14 protein-coding genes are annotated in these 14,838 nt (G+C 56.1%); 6 read left to right on the forward strand and 8 right to left on the reverse strand.

What is annotated here, in order from left to right:
• The first annotated feature begins 31 nt into the window (after positions 1–31).
• Both NG99_RS05225 and NG99_RS05230 read left to right on the forward strand, forming a co-directional pair.
• Entirely contained in the window at positions 32–2,491 is a 2,460-nt protein-coding gene (locus NG99_RS05225; protein ID WP_052130561.1) for a type III effector HrpK domain-containing protein, read from the forward strand.
• Between the two features lie 84 nt (positions 2,492–2,575).
• A complete protein-coding gene (locus NG99_RS05230) occupies positions 2,576–2,920 on the forward strand; it encodes a hypothetical protein (RefSeq protein WP_034889107.1) in 345 nt (114 codons plus the stop codon).
• Between the two features lie 62 nt (positions 2,921–2,982).
• On the opposite strand, the gene NG99_RS05235 is transcribed toward NG99_RS05230, so the two are convergent.
• The 3 genes from NG99_RS05235 to NG99_RS05245 all read right to left on the reverse strand — a co-directional run bounded on the left by NG99_RS05235 (position 2,983) and on the right by NG99_RS05245 (position 5,103).
• Positions 2,983–3,282 carry a chaperone modulator CbpM gene (locus NG99_RS05235; RefSeq protein WP_084110421.1) on the reverse strand — a complete coding sequence of 100 codons (300 nt, stop codon included), beginning with the start codon at positions 3,280–3,282 and terminating at the stop codon, positions 2,983–2,985.
• The gene (gene cbpA / locus NG99_RS05240; RefSeq protein WP_034889109.1) at positions 3,279–4,226 is read right to left on the reverse strand and encodes a curved DNA-binding protein; all 948 of its coding nucleotides are present in this window, start codon (positions 4,224–4,226) and stop codon (positions 3,279–3,281) included. The genes NG99_RS05235 and cbpA overlap by 4 nt, the downstream gene beginning before the upstream one ends.
• A gap of 136 nt (positions 4,227–4,362) precedes the next feature.
• Positions 4,363–5,103, reverse strand: a complete 741-nt coding sequence (locus NG99_RS05245) for an SDR family oxidoreductase (protein ID WP_034889111.1) — start codon at positions 5,101–5,103, stop codon at positions 4,363–4,365.
• Between the two features lie 109 nt (positions 5,104–5,212).
• Between NG99_RS05245 and NG99_RS05250 the strand changes: the two genes are divergently transcribed.
• Complete coding sequence (locus NG99_RS05250) at positions 5,213–6,103, forward strand: LysR family transcriptional regulator (protein ID WP_034889113.1); 891 nt, start codon at positions 5,213–5,215, stop codon at positions 6,101–6,103.
• Between the two features lie 66 nt (positions 6,104–6,169).
• On the opposite strand, the gene azuC is transcribed toward NG99_RS05250, so the two are convergent.
• The 3 genes from azuC to NG99_RS05265 all read right to left on the reverse strand — a co-directional run bounded on the left by azuC (position 6,170) and on the right by NG99_RS05265 (position 7,947).
• The gene (gene azuC, locus NG99_RS30325) at positions 6,170–6,247 is read right to left on the reverse strand and encodes a stress response protein AzuC (protein ID WP_134824821.1); all 78 of its coding nucleotides are present in this window, start codon (positions 6,245–6,247) and stop codon (positions 6,170–6,172) included.
• 184 nt (positions 6,248–6,431) lie between these two features.
• Entirely contained in the window at positions 6,432–7,001 is a 570-nt protein-coding gene (gene mntP, locus NG99_RS05260) for a manganese efflux pump MntP (protein ID WP_034889117.1), read from the reverse strand.
• Positions 7,002–7,371: 370 nt separating this feature from the next.
• Positions 7,372–7,947: a nuclear transport factor 2 family protein gene (locus tag NG99_RS05265; protein ID WP_034889119.1), complete on the reverse strand. Its 576-nt coding sequence runs from the start codon at positions 7,945–7,947 to the stop codon at positions 7,372–7,374.
• Positions 7,948–8,064: 117 nt separating this feature from the next.
• On the opposite strand from NG99_RS05265, the gene NG99_RS05270 reads away from it, so the two are divergent.
• Together NG99_RS05270 and NG99_RS05275 are read left to right on the forward strand one after the other, a co-directional pair.
• On the forward strand, positions 8,065–8,949 hold the full coding sequence (locus NG99_RS05270; protein ID WP_034889120.1) for a LysR substrate-binding domain-containing protein: 885 nt from the start codon (positions 8,065–8,067) through the stop codon (positions 8,947–8,949).
• Positions 8,950–9,043: 94 nt separating this feature from the next.
• Positions 9,044–9,286 carry a DUF1158 family protein gene (locus tag NG99_RS05275; RefSeq protein ID WP_034889122.1) on the forward strand — a complete coding sequence of 81 codons (243 nt, stop codon included), beginning with the start codon at positions 9,044–9,046 and terminating at the stop codon, positions 9,284–9,286.
• Positions 9,287–9,435: 149 nt separating this feature from the next.
• Here the strand turns inward: NG99_RS05275 and mgtA are convergent, their stop codons facing one another.
• A complete protein-coding gene (gene mgtA, locus NG99_RS05280) occupies positions 9,436–12,120 on the reverse strand; it encodes a magnesium-translocating P-type ATPase (protein ID WP_034889428.1) in 2,685 nt (894 codons plus the stop codon).
• Positions 12,121–12,871: 751 nt separating this feature from the next.
• A complete protein-coding gene (locus NG99_RS05285) occupies positions 12,872–13,759 on the reverse strand; it encodes an SDR family oxidoreductase (RefSeq protein WP_034889124.1) in 888 nt (295 codons plus the stop codon).
• A 101-nt stretch (positions 13,760–13,860) separates the two neighbouring features.
• Here NG99_RS05285 and NG99_RS05290 point away from each other — a divergent pair, with 101 nt between their 5' ends.
• Positions 13,861–14,808, forward strand: a complete 948-nt coding sequence (locus NG99_RS05290) for an AraC family transcriptional regulator (protein WP_232298174.1) — start codon at positions 13,861–13,863, stop codon at positions 14,806–14,808.
• Positions 14,809–14,838 lie beyond the last annotated feature (30 nt).

Genomic DNA, 14,838 nt, shown 5'->3' on the forward strand with positions numbered 1-14,838 from the left:
GTTCCCAGCGATCACACTCAGGTGAGTTATCATGCGCATAGTCCATTCCCGCAGCGGCCTTGCCGATACAGGCGGCCCCGCCTCGTCCTCTTCAACCCTGCCCGGCGCAGCAAGCCAGCAGGCACCTGTGCTGAAGAAAAGTGCCGGTGGGATCCAGTTTGGTCAGGCAGGCAGCCAGCAGCCTGCCGCAACGGCAGAAAAAAGCTGCGCGGGCGCTCAGAGCGATGCGATGAAGGAGTTGGCCTCGACGATTGCCGGGCTACTGAAGAAAATGGCCGACTCGCAGGGTAGCGGCCAGGCCAGTTCCTCCGGGGAAACCCAGCAGGGGGAAGCGGCGTGTCCGGCACAGGGAGCGGCTAAGCCGCAGGGAACCAGCGAGGTGGGCGCAACAGCTCAGCCGCAGGCCACGGCACCAGCCGAACAGCCTCAGGCGGCTTCGCCGGGCAGCGACGCGGCCTTTCTCGATAACTCCGAATACTCCTCGCCCGAGGAGCTGAAAAAATACGATTCGCTGGTCGCCAACCTGCCAGCCGATCAGCGCGAACAGGCCGCCAAAGAGATGAACCGCCCGATTGCCGCCGCGAAGATGGCGGCGGCAGGCGGGGCCGACGGGGATAAAGCCAAAGCGTTTATTGATGCCAATCCGGCGCTGAAAACCGCCATGGACGTTGGTAAACACGGCGGCAAGCCGGATGGCAATACCACCAACGGCGACTACAAATCCTTTGCCAAAAATATGGAGAAGTCCCGCGACGCCGCCAGCAAAGATATTGATAATTACAAGAAGGACAACCCAAACGCCGACCCGCAGTCGCTGCAAATGGTGACCTCGGCCGCCATGCTTCGGGCCAACGAACCGCTGGCGAAAGCAGGCGCGCTGAATCAGGATGGCAAAGTCGATAAATACATCACCGCGGACGCGCTCAAAGGGCTGCAGGAAAACAATCCCGGCCTCTCCTCAGCCCTTACGCAGTCGGCGAAGACCTTCTCTCAGCCAGGCCTGATGACCATGCTGGACCAGGGCGGTTTTGAAGGGAAAAGCCTGGCGCTGCACAATCCCGATATGAAAATCAGCACCCACAATATCGACGACTGGATTAAAAAGCAGGCACCCACCAACGGCGGCGAATTTTCCAGCATGATGAGCGATGCCGCGACTCGCAACGCCGTCGCCAATGTGGATATCAGCCAGCTCAACGAAGATGTATTCAACAATCCACAAAATTACAGCGGCGCGCAGAAAGCGGCGGTGATGGTGAAGCTACAGCAGACGCAGGAACAGGTGGACGGCGGCAGCTCGCTGCGCAAAGTCGACAAAACCTCGGCGGCGCTTGACGAGAAGATAGGCCAGCTCCAGAACGACCAGGACGTGAAGGATTATATGAACCAGGCGGTGCCCGCCGAGGAAAAAAATATCATTTCCAGCGATCCGGCTTTGAGTCAGGCGGTCAGCCAGCGCTACGACGATCTGAAGTCCGGCAAGGCGCTGGAACAGGATATGCAGGCGGCGCGGGATGAGGCGGATAAAGCGAACAAGGGCAAGAAGGAAGAGGACAAGAAACCGGTCGATTACAGCAGCGCAATTGGCAATCTTGATGCCGAGCTGAACCTTCAGGGCGACGTTCAGGGTAAGGAGGCAAAAATCCCCACCGCGCAGGAGGTGGTGAACAGCCGTCCTGAGCTGAAACAGGAAATTGAGCGCTCCTATGCAGAGAACTTCACCCAGGGTAAGGCGGTGGAAAGCGGGCTGAAGAATAACAAAAAAACCGATGCCAAAGACGTGCTGAGCGATGTGGATCGGCAGAAAGCGGCCTATGAGGCGGCGATCCCGGACAGCGTCAGCACGGCGGCCGAAGACGGTTATGCCGAAGCCACCATGAAAGCGTTAACCACTACCGGCAAAGGCATGAGCGTACTGAAGGATCTGAAAGAGGCCGGTACGCTGCCAAAAGACAGCGACGTGAAGAAGATGACCGGCAAGGAGATGCTCTCCCAGCTTCGCGATAACGTAGAAAAACAGTCCAGCGCCGCAGGTCTGAGCACTGCGGGAAAAACCGCCCTGGCGGGCAGCGGAGCGCTGGGCGTGGCAGGAATGATTTCGCTCTCTGACCAGCTGAAATCGGGTGATAAGGCCGGTGCCGCCAAAACGATCTACGACGGGGCGAAAGGCAGCGCCGAACTGGGCAAGCTGGGCTATAACGCCGCCGCTAAAGCGCTGGCCAAAGATGCCTCGGCCGGATTAGGGCGCATGGCTGGCGCGGTCGCCGGGCGGGTCGTGGGAATGGTCGCCGGAGAAGCCGCAGGCATGGCCGCAGCAGGCGCTCTGGGTGCGGCCGCCGGCCCCGTTGGCTGGGCGATTGATGCGGTGATGGGCATCGGTTTTGGCATCAAGGCCATTATCGATGCGGTGAAAAAACATAAGGATCAGAAGACGTTCGACCACAATGTCGACCCAACCCTGGAGCAGTTTGGCATTCCTAAAGCCCATTAGCCTTGCACCGCAACTAAAGCATTTGCAATTCAAAGGGCGCCTGGTAGAAGATGCGATAACTTCACCCTTTAACCAGGAGCAGGTATGAAAAAAGTAGCGATGCTGCTCGCCATTCTGGCAGCAACCGGCGCAGCGCAGGCGGCGGATGACACGGACGATCCGGCACAGGGCTACATCGCCAATCTGTGTAGCGTGGTCACCCAGGAAAAAACCGTCGAGTCGACGGACAGCTACATCGCGAAACTGAAGGCGCTGGACGCACGCGGTCAATCGCCTTCCGCCCAGCAAAAGCCGGAGTTTGATGAAGATGAGGCCAGAACCGTGATTGCGGCCTGGCTGAATCTCAGCGACGATCAAAAAAACGAGGCAAGTCAAAGTCAGCAAGCCTGCCAGAATGCGACCCTGGACGAATACCAGAGTCAGGACTAACGCGCTTTGAAGGCCGGGAATCCCCGGCCCGGCCAGGCTCTGCGGGCAGGTCGCCCACGGGTTCAGACGGTGTGCAGCAGGCGATCCAGCTGCCGCCGGAGCTGAACGTTCTCTTTCTCAAGGCGTTCGACCTTATCCATCAGCGTCAGCGCTATCGCAATACCCGACCATTCCAGCTCCAGCTCTATCTGTAACCGCCTGGCCCGTTGTAAACTGCGCAGCGCATGATAATCAAAGATCCAGTTCGACTCAGCCTGCAACGGAGTAATCACTCCCAGCCCAACCACTTCGGTTAACTCTTCGGGCGAAATATCCACCGAGCGGCAGATCTCAATTACCGTGTAGCGTACTTGTTCTGTCATGATGCGGACTCCCATGCTGAACGGGGATTAAATGCAGCCTTCTCCGCCAGTTCACGCCAAAGTGCGGCGGTCTTGTCATCCCCTTTAGCCGGCATAACGACTTTAAGAATGGCATAAAGATCGCCGCCGCTGTTTTTGCCAGCCAGCCCTTTGCCTTTAATCCTCATCTTCTGCCCATTCTGGCTGCCGGCGGGAACGGTCAGCGCGATTTTCCCGGTTAAGGTTGGCACCTGAATCGTGGCGCCCAGCGCGGCTTCCCACGGGGCAAGCGGCACCACGATTTGCAGATTTTGCCCATCGACCTCAAACAGCGGATGCGGAGCCAGCCTGATCACCAGATAGAGATCGCCGCTGGCAGCGCCCTGGCTGCCGGCTACGCCCTGTCCTTTCAGGCGAATGCGTTCGCCGTCGACCACGCCAGCCGGGATTTTAACCTTCAGGGTTTTAGTGACCTCATCCGTCTGGCGGCCAAACTCATCCAGCACCGGAAGGGGGAAGGAGACGTTACGGCTGTCGCCCGCGAGCGCTTCTTCAAGAAACAGCGGCACTTCCATCTCCAAATCCTGGCCCCGCCTTGGCGGATGGCGCTGCGTGCGGCCCTGAAAACCGCTGGCGTGGCGTCCAAAAATGGATTCGAAAAAGTCAGAATAGTCACCGCTACCGCCTTCGGCATGTTGCCACTGGCCGCCCCCCTGGCCCGGAGGCGGTTCGGCAAAGCGCGGGTCATTGCGATGTAAACGCAGGTTGTCGTATTCGGCACGGCGCTCGCTGTCTTTCAGCACTTCGTACGCTTCTGCCATCTCTTTGAACTTTGCTTCGGCATTGGCATCCGTGCTGACATCCGGATGGTACTTTCGCGCCAGCCGTCGGTAGGCCGTTTTTATGGTTTTCAGATCGGCTGCAGGATCGACCTCCAGCAGCGCATAGTAGTCTTTAAATTCCATCTATTAACACCTTCTTGCCACACAATTATTTGAGATAAGCCGGGCTCAGTCCGTCGAAAACAGAGGGGGCCAGACGGCCGCCCCTGGCGATCAATCTATTGAGTGTAAGGCGTAATTCAGGAACGAGGGAGAAAAATCAGACCATGCCGCCGTTAGCCCGGATCACCTGGCCGTTGATCCAGCCGCTCTGCTCGCTGGCAAGAAAAGCCACCACGGCTGAAATGTCGTCAGGCTGGCCCAGACGCTGCATCGGGTTGAGGTTGGCGAGGCTTTGAATCAGCTCTTCGCTTTTGCCATTCAGAAACAGTTCGGTGGCGACCGGGCCAGGCGCGACGGCGTTAACGGTGATCTGGCGGCCGCGCAGCTCCCTGGCAAAGGTCTGGGTAAAGGCTTCGACCGCTGCCTTGCTGCCATTATAAATGGCATAGCCCGGCATTTTCAGCGCCACGGCAGAGCTGGACAGGTTAATGATGCGGCCGCCCTCCGCCAGGCGTTTTCCGGCCTCCCGCAGCGTATTAAAAGTTCCCTGGACGTTGATGCCGAAGGTCTGAGCGAACTGCTCGTCGCTGTGATCCACCAGCGGCAGCGTCTTCATAACGCCGGCATTGTTCACCAGCACGTCAATGCGGCCAAACGCCTGCTCGGCGGCATCAAAAAGGGCCACAACCTCTGCGGAGCTGGCGATGTCGCCCCTGACGGCCAGAGCGTCCACGCCGAGTCCTTTGATCTGTTCAACCACGCGTCCGGCTTCGCTGCCGCTGTTGGCATAATTCACCACCACGTTAAAACCCTCTTCGGCCAGGCGAATGGCGATTTGCGCGCCAATCCCGCGTGAAGCGCCGGTAACAATTGCGACTTTATTAGATGATGTTGTCATGTTGAATTCCTCATTTTAGTGGATAGGAATAGCATGATTGATATTGCATAAAAGATAATTAGTCGCTAATTAATAACTTTATTCCAGTTTAGATAACAATGGAGCCAACGTGGATCGTTTTCAGGAAATGCAGGTTTTCGTGCGGATTGCCGAGCGCGGCAGTTTTACTCAGGCCGCCGAAGATTTACGTATTCCACGGGCAACCGTGACCAACCTGATTAAGAGAATGGAAGAGCGCATTGGCACTCGCCTGCTGGAGAGAACTACGCGCACGGTAAGGATGACCGATGACGGACGGCGTTTCTACCGCCACTGCGTCCGACTGTTGGCCGATATGGAAGAGGCTGAAAACCAGTTTCGCAATACGACGCCCAGAGGCCTTCTGCGGGTGAATATGCAGGGTACGCTGGCGAAGAATTTTGTGGTGCCAACGCTCAGCGAGTTTATCGCCCGTTATCCTGATATTCGTCTGCATATCAGCGAGGATGATCGCTTTGTCGATTTAGTCAGAGAAGGGATCCACTGCGTGCTCAGAGCCGGGAATTTGCAGGACAGCACGATGATTGCGCGCCGCGTTGCCCTGCTGGATCAGGTCACCGTCGCCAGCCCGGCCTATCTGGCGAAATACGGTGAGCCGACCACGCTGGAGGAGCTGAGCGATCATCTGGCGGTGAACTACTTCTCCAGCGCCACCGGCCGGGCAATGCCGCTGGAATTTACCTTGGCCGGAGAGGTGAAGAGCGTTCAGCTTGGCGATCTGGTGGCGGTCAACGGAGCGGAGCTTTACACCGGATCGGCGCTGGCAGGAATGGGGATTGTGCAGGTGCCGCTCTACCGCATAAAGCAGGAGCTTGCAGACGAAAAGCTAAAAATTATTTTACCTGAGCTACCGCCGCCGCCGATCCCGGTGTCGCTGCTCTACCCACAGAATCGCCACGTATCGCAGCGCGTTCGGGTATTTGTCAGCTGGATTAGCGAGGTATTTAAGAACGTACGGTAAACAAGAAGGTGATAACCACCGGTCTGTCCCTGACCGCGGGCTATCGAGGGTTTCTGGCCGGAACCATTAAGACATGGCGCCTGGCGGCACATGTTTGAAAGCTTCAACATAGCTGTGCAACACGCGTTTAAAGAATTTTTTCATCTGGCTACCTGCAATTCAAATTTTTTTAGTAAAACGCAAAAAAAGTATACAATAAGCGCGTTTTTCAGGCAAATAAATTTGAAGCCGATCACAGATTTTCTCGACAATTTAGCAGCCGGAAACTGAACCAAGGGTAAAGGAACGAGCTTTAGCCCACCAGCAGAAGGGAGAAAAGCGAGGAAAATCAGGCAAAAATGGCCAAATGCTCAATCAGGATGCTGCTACCGATGCCGATCAGCACCATACCGCCAAAAATTTCTGCCCATTTGCCCATTACCGGACCGAGAAAGCGACCGAGCAGAATACCGGCCGAAGCCATGATCATGGTAGAGGCGCCAATAGCCAGCGCAGTAGTCACAATGTTGACCTGCAGGAAGGCCAGCCCAACGCCCACTGCCATCGCGTCAAGGCTGGTTGCCACGGCTGTGGTGGCCAGCAGCATAAAGCTGTGGCTCTTAGGCGCCTGTTCCTCAGCCTCTTTTCGACGAAAACCTTCCCAAATCATGCGCGCGCCCAGCACGAACAGCAGCGTAAAAGCGACCCAGTGATCCCACGCCATCACATAGCGGCTGGCGGCAATGCCTACGGCCCAGCCAATCAGCGGAGTGAGCGCTTCGATGATGCCAAAAATCAAGCCGGTGCGCAGCGCCTCTCTGAGAGAAGGGCGATGAAGGCAGGCACCTTTGCCGATGGCGGCGGCAAACGCGTCCATTGACATACCAAAGGCCAGAATGAGTGTTGCATACATGTTCATTGTGGTTATACCGGTTTGAGGACTCTGACCGCACTCTAAGCGGCAAAAAAACAGGTCCCGGCGAAAAAATAAGCGCGAGCGGTTAATGTGAGGGGCATCCTATCATGGGTTTTTGAGAAAAAAAAGACAGTAAAATCAGGTATTTGAGTATAGCCTTGGCTATACTTTTTAACGAATGCTAATTTCGCGGAAAAAAATTCGCCAAAAAGGCTAAAAGAATTACTACGTTAAGCTGGACACCCCTGAGGGCTTTGGGGGAATACCAGGCGAAAAGAAGGGACTTGGCGTGAGATAAATACCGCAATATTTCACGCCAGAAAGCGAGAGAAAGTTGCCCGAAAGCCGGTATAGACCTTGATAGTTGTAAGGATCAGGCGTTCAGCCAGGCCTGACCTTCGGCTTTCATTTTTCGTTCTAATTCGCTGCCACGGGTGGCGAAGAGCCGCTTAACGGGAAAACCGCTTTTTTCCAACAAATACGCGAGCGCGGCATATTCGCGCGGATATTTTTCGGCAACGGCGACGTCCGTTTCCGTCAGCCCCATTGGGAAGGTAAAGGTGCCCATGTCATAAATGCTCTGACGATGGAAAATTTTCCAGACACCATTTCGCTTCTCAACCAGATCGTAAAAGCGGTTATGACCATTGCAGCCGAGGTTCAGTTTGACGTTCTCCGCGATAATAATGGCATTGGTTTCAACAATGGCTTTGTCGCCATTAAAGATCACAAGCGGAGTTCCTGTCAGGTGTTTGGTTCTGAGGTCAGATGCCCCCATCCGCTGCGACCCCTCAATGAAGTCGCTGAACAGCCCTTCAAACCAGGTCACTTCAATGGTGCCGTCAGGGTGAAACAAGGAGCGCAGCGTATCCCACTCGCTCAGGTCCCGGTGGATCCAGCCAGTTATCAGGTCGGTAATTTGCCAGCGATCTTCAAGTCTGTTATTCATGCGCCCTACTCCAGGGTAGAAAATGTTCTGAGCTGGAGTATTCACCTTATCTTCGATAACCTCCAATAGGTTAATATGACCAATTAATCATTTTTTATGATTGATTAGGGAGGCGGTATGGACTTACGTCAGCTACGTTATTTCCTGGCCGTGGCGGGAGAAAAACATTTTGGCCGGGCAGCCCGAAGCTTAAACATCGTGCAGCCCGCGCTAAGCATGCAAATTCGGGGGCTGGAAGAAGAGCTCGGCGGCGCATTATTCCGTCGCACCAGTCGCAGCGTTGAGCTGACGGAAGCCGGAGAAGTGTTTCTCACAGAAGCCCGGCGTACGCTGGAACAGGCAGAGTTTACCCGTAGATCGGTCGAACGCGCTCTGCGCGGAGAAACGGGCACGGTCCGGATAGGCTTTGCCGGAAATGCCATATTCAGCGGTAAACTGTTAAGTGATTTGCGCCTTTTCCGCCAAAAATACCCCGACGTTGAGATGATTATTCAGGAAGTCGGCCCGCAGCAGCAGGTGGATGCCATCCTCTCCGGGCAGCAGGATATCGGCTACACGCCGGACCACAGTAAAACCGTCACGACCGGCATCAACGTGCAGCGGATCGGCGACTGGGAAATGCTGGTGGCGCTGTCGGACGAGCACCCGCTGTCTACGCATCCGCGTATCACCCTGGACATGCTCGCCGGGGAACCGCTAATCCTGTACGACGCCCATGATACGCACGAACATCTGTATGTCATGCTCAGCCAGCAGCTGAAAAATCACTTCCGGGTGGCGCATCGTTCTGCCAGTACGCTGAGCGTGCTGGCCCTTGCTGCGGCGGGACTCGGCCTGGCGCTGGTTCCAGCACCGGTACAGCAGGTCGCCATTCCCGGACTCGTCTACCGCAGCCTGAACGCCCCGGAGTTAATGGCCAACCTGCTTTTAATCAGCCGTGAAGAGGAAACCAGCGGCGCGGTTACAGCTTATCTCGCGTTAGTTAACCCGCGCATGGAATAGACGCGGAAAAAGGGAAGCGCTCGCTGGCGTGAGAAGATTGAACCTGAAGCAAGATTGCCGGAAAATGGCCGCAACTGACCAAGATGGAAGACCGATGAGAAACCCGTTCCTGACCTTTTTAATGCCGATGAGCACGCTGCTGCTGGGGATGCTCTCCGCTCTATTGCTGCCCGCTCCATGGTTTGGCCTCAGCCTGACTTATCGCCTGATGGCGATGTTCCATCTCAGCGATATCGGCCAGCTCTACACGCTGGTTTTTTGCCTGTGGTTTTTACTGCTGGGGGCCATTGAGTACTTTATTATCCGCTTCATTTACCTGCGCTTTGTGAAGGTCTGAAGGGATAATGTTTCAGGGCGGATCGCCGATCCGCCCTGAACAAGGTTATGCGCTGAAGATCATCAGCAGCCCGCTGGAAAAAATCAGCAGCCCGACAAAAAACAGCACGATAACGGTAACAGCCTGGTTGCTTTTCATTTTCACTCTCCTCAGAACCACTGGCCGAAGCGGCGGATATAAACGCGTTTCATCGCCTGAGCCACCACGCAGTAGCCAAACAGCGTCGCGATCAGCCATGGAAAATAAGACCATGGCAGCGGCACCAGCCCAACGGCGTGCCCCAGCGGCGAGAACGGGATAGAGATCCCTGCCGCCATCACCAGAACCGTCGCCACCATCACCGGCAGCGCCGCACGGCTCTGAATAAACGGTATTTTTTGCGTGCGCAGCATATGCACGACCAGCGTCTGCGACAGCAGACCCTCAATAAACCAGCCGGACTGGAACAGCGCCTGATGCCCGACACTGTTAGCGCCAAAAACGTGCCACATAATGACAAAGGTGGTGATATCAAACAGCGACGACGTGGGCCCCATCCACAGCATAAAGCGGCCAATATTCTTCGCATCCCACCGGCGCGGCTTGCGTAAAAACTCTTTGTCCATTTTGTCCCACGGCAGCGCCAGCTGGGACAGATCGTACATCAGGTTCTGAATCAGCAGATGGATAGCCAGCATCGGTAAGAACGGAATAAAGGCGCTGGCGATCAGCACGGAAAATACGTTGCCGAAGTTGGAGCTGGCGGTCATGTTCAGGTATTTGATGATATTGCCGAAGGTTTCCCGCCCTTTAATGACGCCCTGCTCCAGCACCATCAGGTTCTTTTCCAGCAGGATTATGTCCGCAGACTCTTTGGCGATATCCGTGGCGGTATCAACAGAAATGCCAATATCCGCATCACGCAGAGCAGGCGCATCGTTAATGCCATCGCCCAGGAACCCTACCGTATGGCCGTTATACTGCAACGCCTGGAGCACGCGAGATTTCTGCTGCGGCGTCAGGCGGCAAAACACGGTTCTGGTCTCCACCAGCGGATAGAGCTCATCATCACTGAGACGGGCGATTTCGCTGCCGCACAGCGGTTCACCCGGCGACAGGCCGACTTCACGACAGATTTTACTGGTGATGATGGCATTATCCCCGGTCAGCACTTTCACGGTGATGCCGCTTTCCATCAGGGCGGCGATGGCGGCTTCCGCGCTCTCCTTCGGCGGATCGAGAAAGGTTAGCAGCCCGCAAATGGTCAGGTCGCGCTCGTCTTCTTTGCTGAGAGGCCGCCCGAGCGGCTGTTCGCCTAAATCACGCTCTCCCAGCATCAAGACGCGAAAGCCCTGACGGTTCCACTCTTCAGCCTGCTGGCGCCACTGCTCGCGAACCGCCTCGTCCAGCGGACGCCTTTCGCCTGCGTCCAGCCACCAGCCCGCAACGGCCAGCATCTCCTCCACCGCCCCTTTGCAGATCAGCCGCTGCTGGTTATCCTCATCGGCCACCACCACCGACAGACGGCGGCGTTCAAAATCAAACGGCAGCTCATCGATTTTGCGGTAGCGCCACAGCCCGCTGACCGCCAGCTTGCCCTGGCTGAAGCTGAGGATCGCCTTATCCATCAGGTTCTTGATGCCGCTTTGATGGCGGCTGTTCAGCCAGGCCAGCTGTAACACTCTGTCGCTATTGCATCCGTGCGCGTCCAGATGCTGTTCCAGGATAATGCGATCCTGAGTCAGGGTGCCGGTTTTATCCGTGCACAGCACATCCATCGCGCCAAAGTTCTGAATCGCGTTCAGCCGTTTCACCACCACTTTACGGCGCGACATGGCAATCGCCCCTTTCGCCAGGTTGGAACTGACAATCATCGGCAGCATTTCCGGCGTCAGGCCCACGGCTACCGCCAGCGCAAACAGCAGCGCGTCCGACCAGTCTCCTTTGGTAAAACCATTGATAAACAGCACGATGGGCACCATCACCAGCATAAAGCGGATCAGCAGCCAGCTAACGCTGTTCACGCCGCGATCGAATGCGGTCTGAGGGCGGCTACCCACCACGGATTTTGCCAGCGAGCCAAACCAGGTTTCACTGCCGGTCGCCACCACCACCGCCGTAGCGCTGCCGCTGGCAACGTTGGTGCCCATCAGACAGATACCGGGCATACTCAACAGATCGGCCTCGCCGCTGCTCCGCGCGCCGTCCTTCGCCGCGACGCTGGCCATTGCATCGTATTTTTCAATCGGGATGGCTTCGCCGCTGAGAGCGGCCTGGCTGACAAACAGATCGCGTGACGAGAGCAGCCGGACGTCGGCGGGAATCATATCGCCAGCGGAAAGAAAGATGATGTCGCCCGGCACGACGTCATGCAGCGCAATCTCGCTGCGGACCGGCTGAGCCGTCGCGCTGCTGCGGCGGATCACCGTCGCTGTGGTCCGCACCATTGACTTCAGCGCTTCTGCCGCTTTGTTAGTGCGATATTCCTGCCAGAAGCGCAGCAGGCCGCTCAGCGTCACCATCATTAGCATGATAATGACGCCGGTCAGGTCGGTCTCTTCGCCTTTACGGCCAGGGAGGAGATAATCGGTAAAGAAGCTGATGCCCGCCAGCACCATCAGCACCCAGATAAACGGGTTGTTAAAAGCCTGAAAAAGCTGGAGAAGCGCGTGAGGCGCTTTTTCATTCGCCACCTGGTTTTTGCCGTAGCGTTCAAGACGAGCGGCAGCCTCTTCCTGAGTCAGGCCGGTTGGCTGGGTATGCAGCCTGGCGAGCGTGCTGTCCAGGCTCTGCTTAGCGGCGCTGGCAATCGCCAGATCGCGGGCCAGCGCTAAGTTGGCATTGTTCATTTTCATCTGCCGGTTCCTTTTTTTATTTTGTTCAGGCGCGGGGAAAACCTCCTGCGCATGAGGAAACATTGGGCTATTCAGGGATCGGGACGAGGGCAAAACCGGCGAGAGGGTTAGTTGGTGTATCCCCTCCTTTTGCCATTCAGCCGCCTTCGCCCATCGCTGGTCGGAGGTTCTTTCATGGTCAATTCCTTAATGTAGCGAGCGGTATAGTGCGGCGCGGCGGGCGGCCGCGCAGCGGATAAAATCACGGCGCTGGTTTTCCCGGAGGAAACAGGGCATTGCTCAGGAGAGTCATGATTGTTGTACGCATAGCTACCCCTTCTCCGTTTAAAAAAACAGAAGGTAATCAGTTCAGATTCGGGGATGCGACAACCTTAAGAAGAGGATGAAACATTGCCCGCCGTTTTTCGGCAAGCAAACGGAGAGGTTAGCTTACCTTATTAAGATGTAACTTAAGGGGTGACTGTCCAATTTGAGGCTCCGTTGTGTGATTCGCGGTCACTATAGGCCGACCGGCGCAGGATGTAAACCGCAAAAGCGACGAGAAAAATCAGCGACGCCATATAATAAAAAAACAATAAAATCATAAAGATAAATAGTTATCAGGCGTTATTAACGCAACTTTTGTCCCTAAACCAACGCTCAACAATGGTTAAAAAAAGGATCGCTAAACGACCCTTTTCAGCGCTACGCCTGTTGCAGCAGGCGTGGGACACAGGCGGCGGCGACCTTTCTGCCCCCGCCGTGCGTCAGGTTAACCGGATAAATTTTGCGCAATATCCTGGAGTAACCCCTGATGGGTCGGTTGCCAGGCCGCGCGCTGACGGGTCAGCGCGCTTGACGCCGGCATATCCATTGCCGCAAACAATGCCAGCCAGCCAAAATGCGCTTTCGCCTCCTCAGAGGACAGGCTGAGCGGTGGAATATTCAGACCCGTGCTAATCGTTTCCGCGATAGTGCGCAGGGAAATACCCTCTTCGGCCACGGCATGGTAGCGCAGTCCCGGCAGCGGCTTTTCTACAACCAGCCGGTAAAGACGGGCGACATCAAGAAGATGAGCGGCAGCCCACCGGTTGCTCCCCTCATCAATATAAGCTGAAACTCCCTTTTCACGGGCGAGATGAATAAGCGCGCTGACAAATCCCTGCCGCAGCGCATTGTGCACCTGAGGAAGCCGGATGACGGAAACATTGACCCCGCGATCGGCAACGGCGGCTGCGGCAATCTCGGTCGACTTGCGTGGATTTCGCGTCGCCGGGTCATAAAAATCTTCGCTGGCAAGTTGCCCCGTAGCGGCGATGCCCATGGCGGCAACGGAGGTGACGATCAGTGGCCGTGCGGAACCCTGTAACCCTCTGCCCAGCGCATCAATAGCCTGCGCCTCTTTTTTGGCGGTTTCCTCCGGATTTGAAAAACTGTGGTCATAGGCGCAGTGAATAACAGCGTCCGCCTTTTGCGCCGCGTCGACCAGACTCTGAGGATTTTCCAGTTCTCCCCGGTGCGCTTGCGCGCCAACGCTCTTTAGAAGCCGTTCGCTGCTCTCCGACCGTGCAAGACCTGTCACCTGATGGCCTGCCTGCGTGAGTTCTGCGACGATCGCAAGACCGATAAAGCCGGTGGCGCCCGTTAAAAAAATCTTCATCCTGTTTCCCCTCATCAACGGTTTTAGGCTGACAACACCCTCTGTTCTGGCAGTGTAGAGGATGAATATCGGTACGGTCTCTGCTATAAAGGCGTAATTCTATGCAGATCGTACGGTATCCCGTGGACCCACTTTCCGAAGTCCTGTCACTGCTTAAGCTGGAAGCCTATGTCTCCGGTGGATTTCCCCTTCATGCCAACAGCGGACTGGCGTTTAAGCCACATACCGGGATCAAATGCTATGTGGTCGTTGAGGGTTCCTGCTGGGTCTCTGTTGAAGGAGAGCAGCAGCCGACCTTTCTGAAGGCTGGCGATTGTGCGTTCCTGACGTCAGGAAAACCTTTTTCTCTGGCGACAGATCCTGCCTGTCCAGCTCAGCCTTTTATTGCGCCGGACAGGGAAACAGGCGAGGCGCTGGTGATGAATGCGCCAGCGGAAGGCGCTTTTATTCTTGGCGGCCGTTTCTCATTCAGTAGCAGTCATGCCGATCTGTTGCTTCATTCACTTCCGCCGGTGGTACATATCCGCGAAGGAATTGGCACCAGGGTGATGCGTAACGCCATGGAGTGTCTGAGGGAAGAGATGTGCGCTCCGCAGCCGGGCGGCGCGCTGATCGCCCAGCAATTTGTGCAGATTATGCTGGTTCAGGCGCTCAGGCTATTTCTTCAGGAGCAAGGAGATGAGCGAACCGGCTGGCTGTTTGCCCTTTCGGACCCGCAGCTCAAAGCCGCACTCAGCTATATGCACGAAGATCCCGCCTTTCCCTGGACGCTACAGGAGCTGGCAAACCGGGTTGGCATGTCCCGCACAGCTTTTACTAAAAAGTTTAAAACCAGGGTGGGCACAACGCCGATGAAGTACCTGTCGAAATGGAGAATGTTGCTTGCCGGCGATCGCCTCATAAGCTCTGATGATTCGATTACGCAAATCTCATTTTCCGCTGGCTATGACACGGATAGCGCCTTTGGCCGGGCATTTAAAAAAGAGTGGGGATGCTCCCCGCGAGAGCATCGCCAGCAGCGGGCCAATAAAGCTTCTTTCCCGTCATAAAACGGTGCCCAGGAGAAGCTTGCTGCGAAT

It is taken from the genome of Erwinia typographi (genome assembly GCF_000773975.1).
Classification (GTDB): domain Bacteria; phylum Pseudomonadota; class Gammaproteobacteria; order Enterobacterales; family Enterobacteriaceae; genus Erwinia; species Erwinia typographi.

Bases quoted from the DNA above. Each gene is read 5' to 3' on its own strand.
- mntP (WP_034889117.1), bottom strand. From the start codon at position 7,001: ATGAACATGTATGCAACACTCATTCTGGCCTTTGGTATGTCAATGGAC.
- NG99_RS05285 (WP_034889124.1), bottom strand. From the start codon at position 13,759: ATGAAGATTTTTTTAACGGGCGCCACCGGCTTTATCGGTCTTGCGATC.
- NG99_RS05290 (WP_232298174.1), top strand. From the start codon at position 13,861: ATGCAGATCGTACGGTATCCCGTGGACCCACTTTCCGAAGTCCTGTCA.
- NG99_RS05275 (WP_034889122.1), top strand. From the start codon at position 9,044: ATGAGAAACCCGTTCCTGACCTTTTTAATGCCGATGAGCACGCTGCTG.
- cbpA (WP_034889109.1), bottom strand. From the start codon at position 4,226: ATGGAATTTAAAGACTACTATGCGCTGCTGGAGGTCGATCCTGCAGCC.
- NG99_RS05235 (WP_084110421.1), bottom strand. From the start codon at position 3,282: ATGACAGAACAAGTACGCTACACGGTAATTGAGATCTGCCGCTCGGTG.
- mgtA (WP_034889428.1), bottom strand. From the start codon at position 12,120: ATGAAAATGAACAATGCCAACTTAGCGCTGGCCCGCGATCTGGCGATT.
- NG99_RS05265 (WP_034889119.1), bottom strand. From the start codon at position 7,947: ATGAATAACAGACTTGAAGATCGCTGGCAAATTACCGACCTGATAACT.
- azuC (WP_134824821.1), bottom strand. From the start codon at position 6,247: ATGAAAAAATTCTTTAAACGCGTGTTGCACAGCTATGTTGAAGCTTTC.
- NG99_RS05230 (WP_034889107.1), top strand. From the start codon at position 2,576: ATGAAAAAAGTAGCGATGCTGCTCGCCATTCTGGCAGCAACCGGCGCA.
- NG99_RS05225 (WP_052130561.1), top strand. From the start codon at position 32: ATGCGCATAGTCCATTCCCGCAGCGGCCTTGCCGATACAGGCGGCCCC.
- NG99_RS05270 (WP_034889120.1), top strand. From the start codon at position 8,065: ATGGACTTACGTCAGCTACGTTATTTCCTGGCCGTGGCGGGAGAAAAA.
- NG99_RS05245 (WP_034889111.1), bottom strand. From the start codon at position 5,103: ATGACAACATCATCTAATAAAGTCGCAATTGTTACCGGCGCTTCACGC.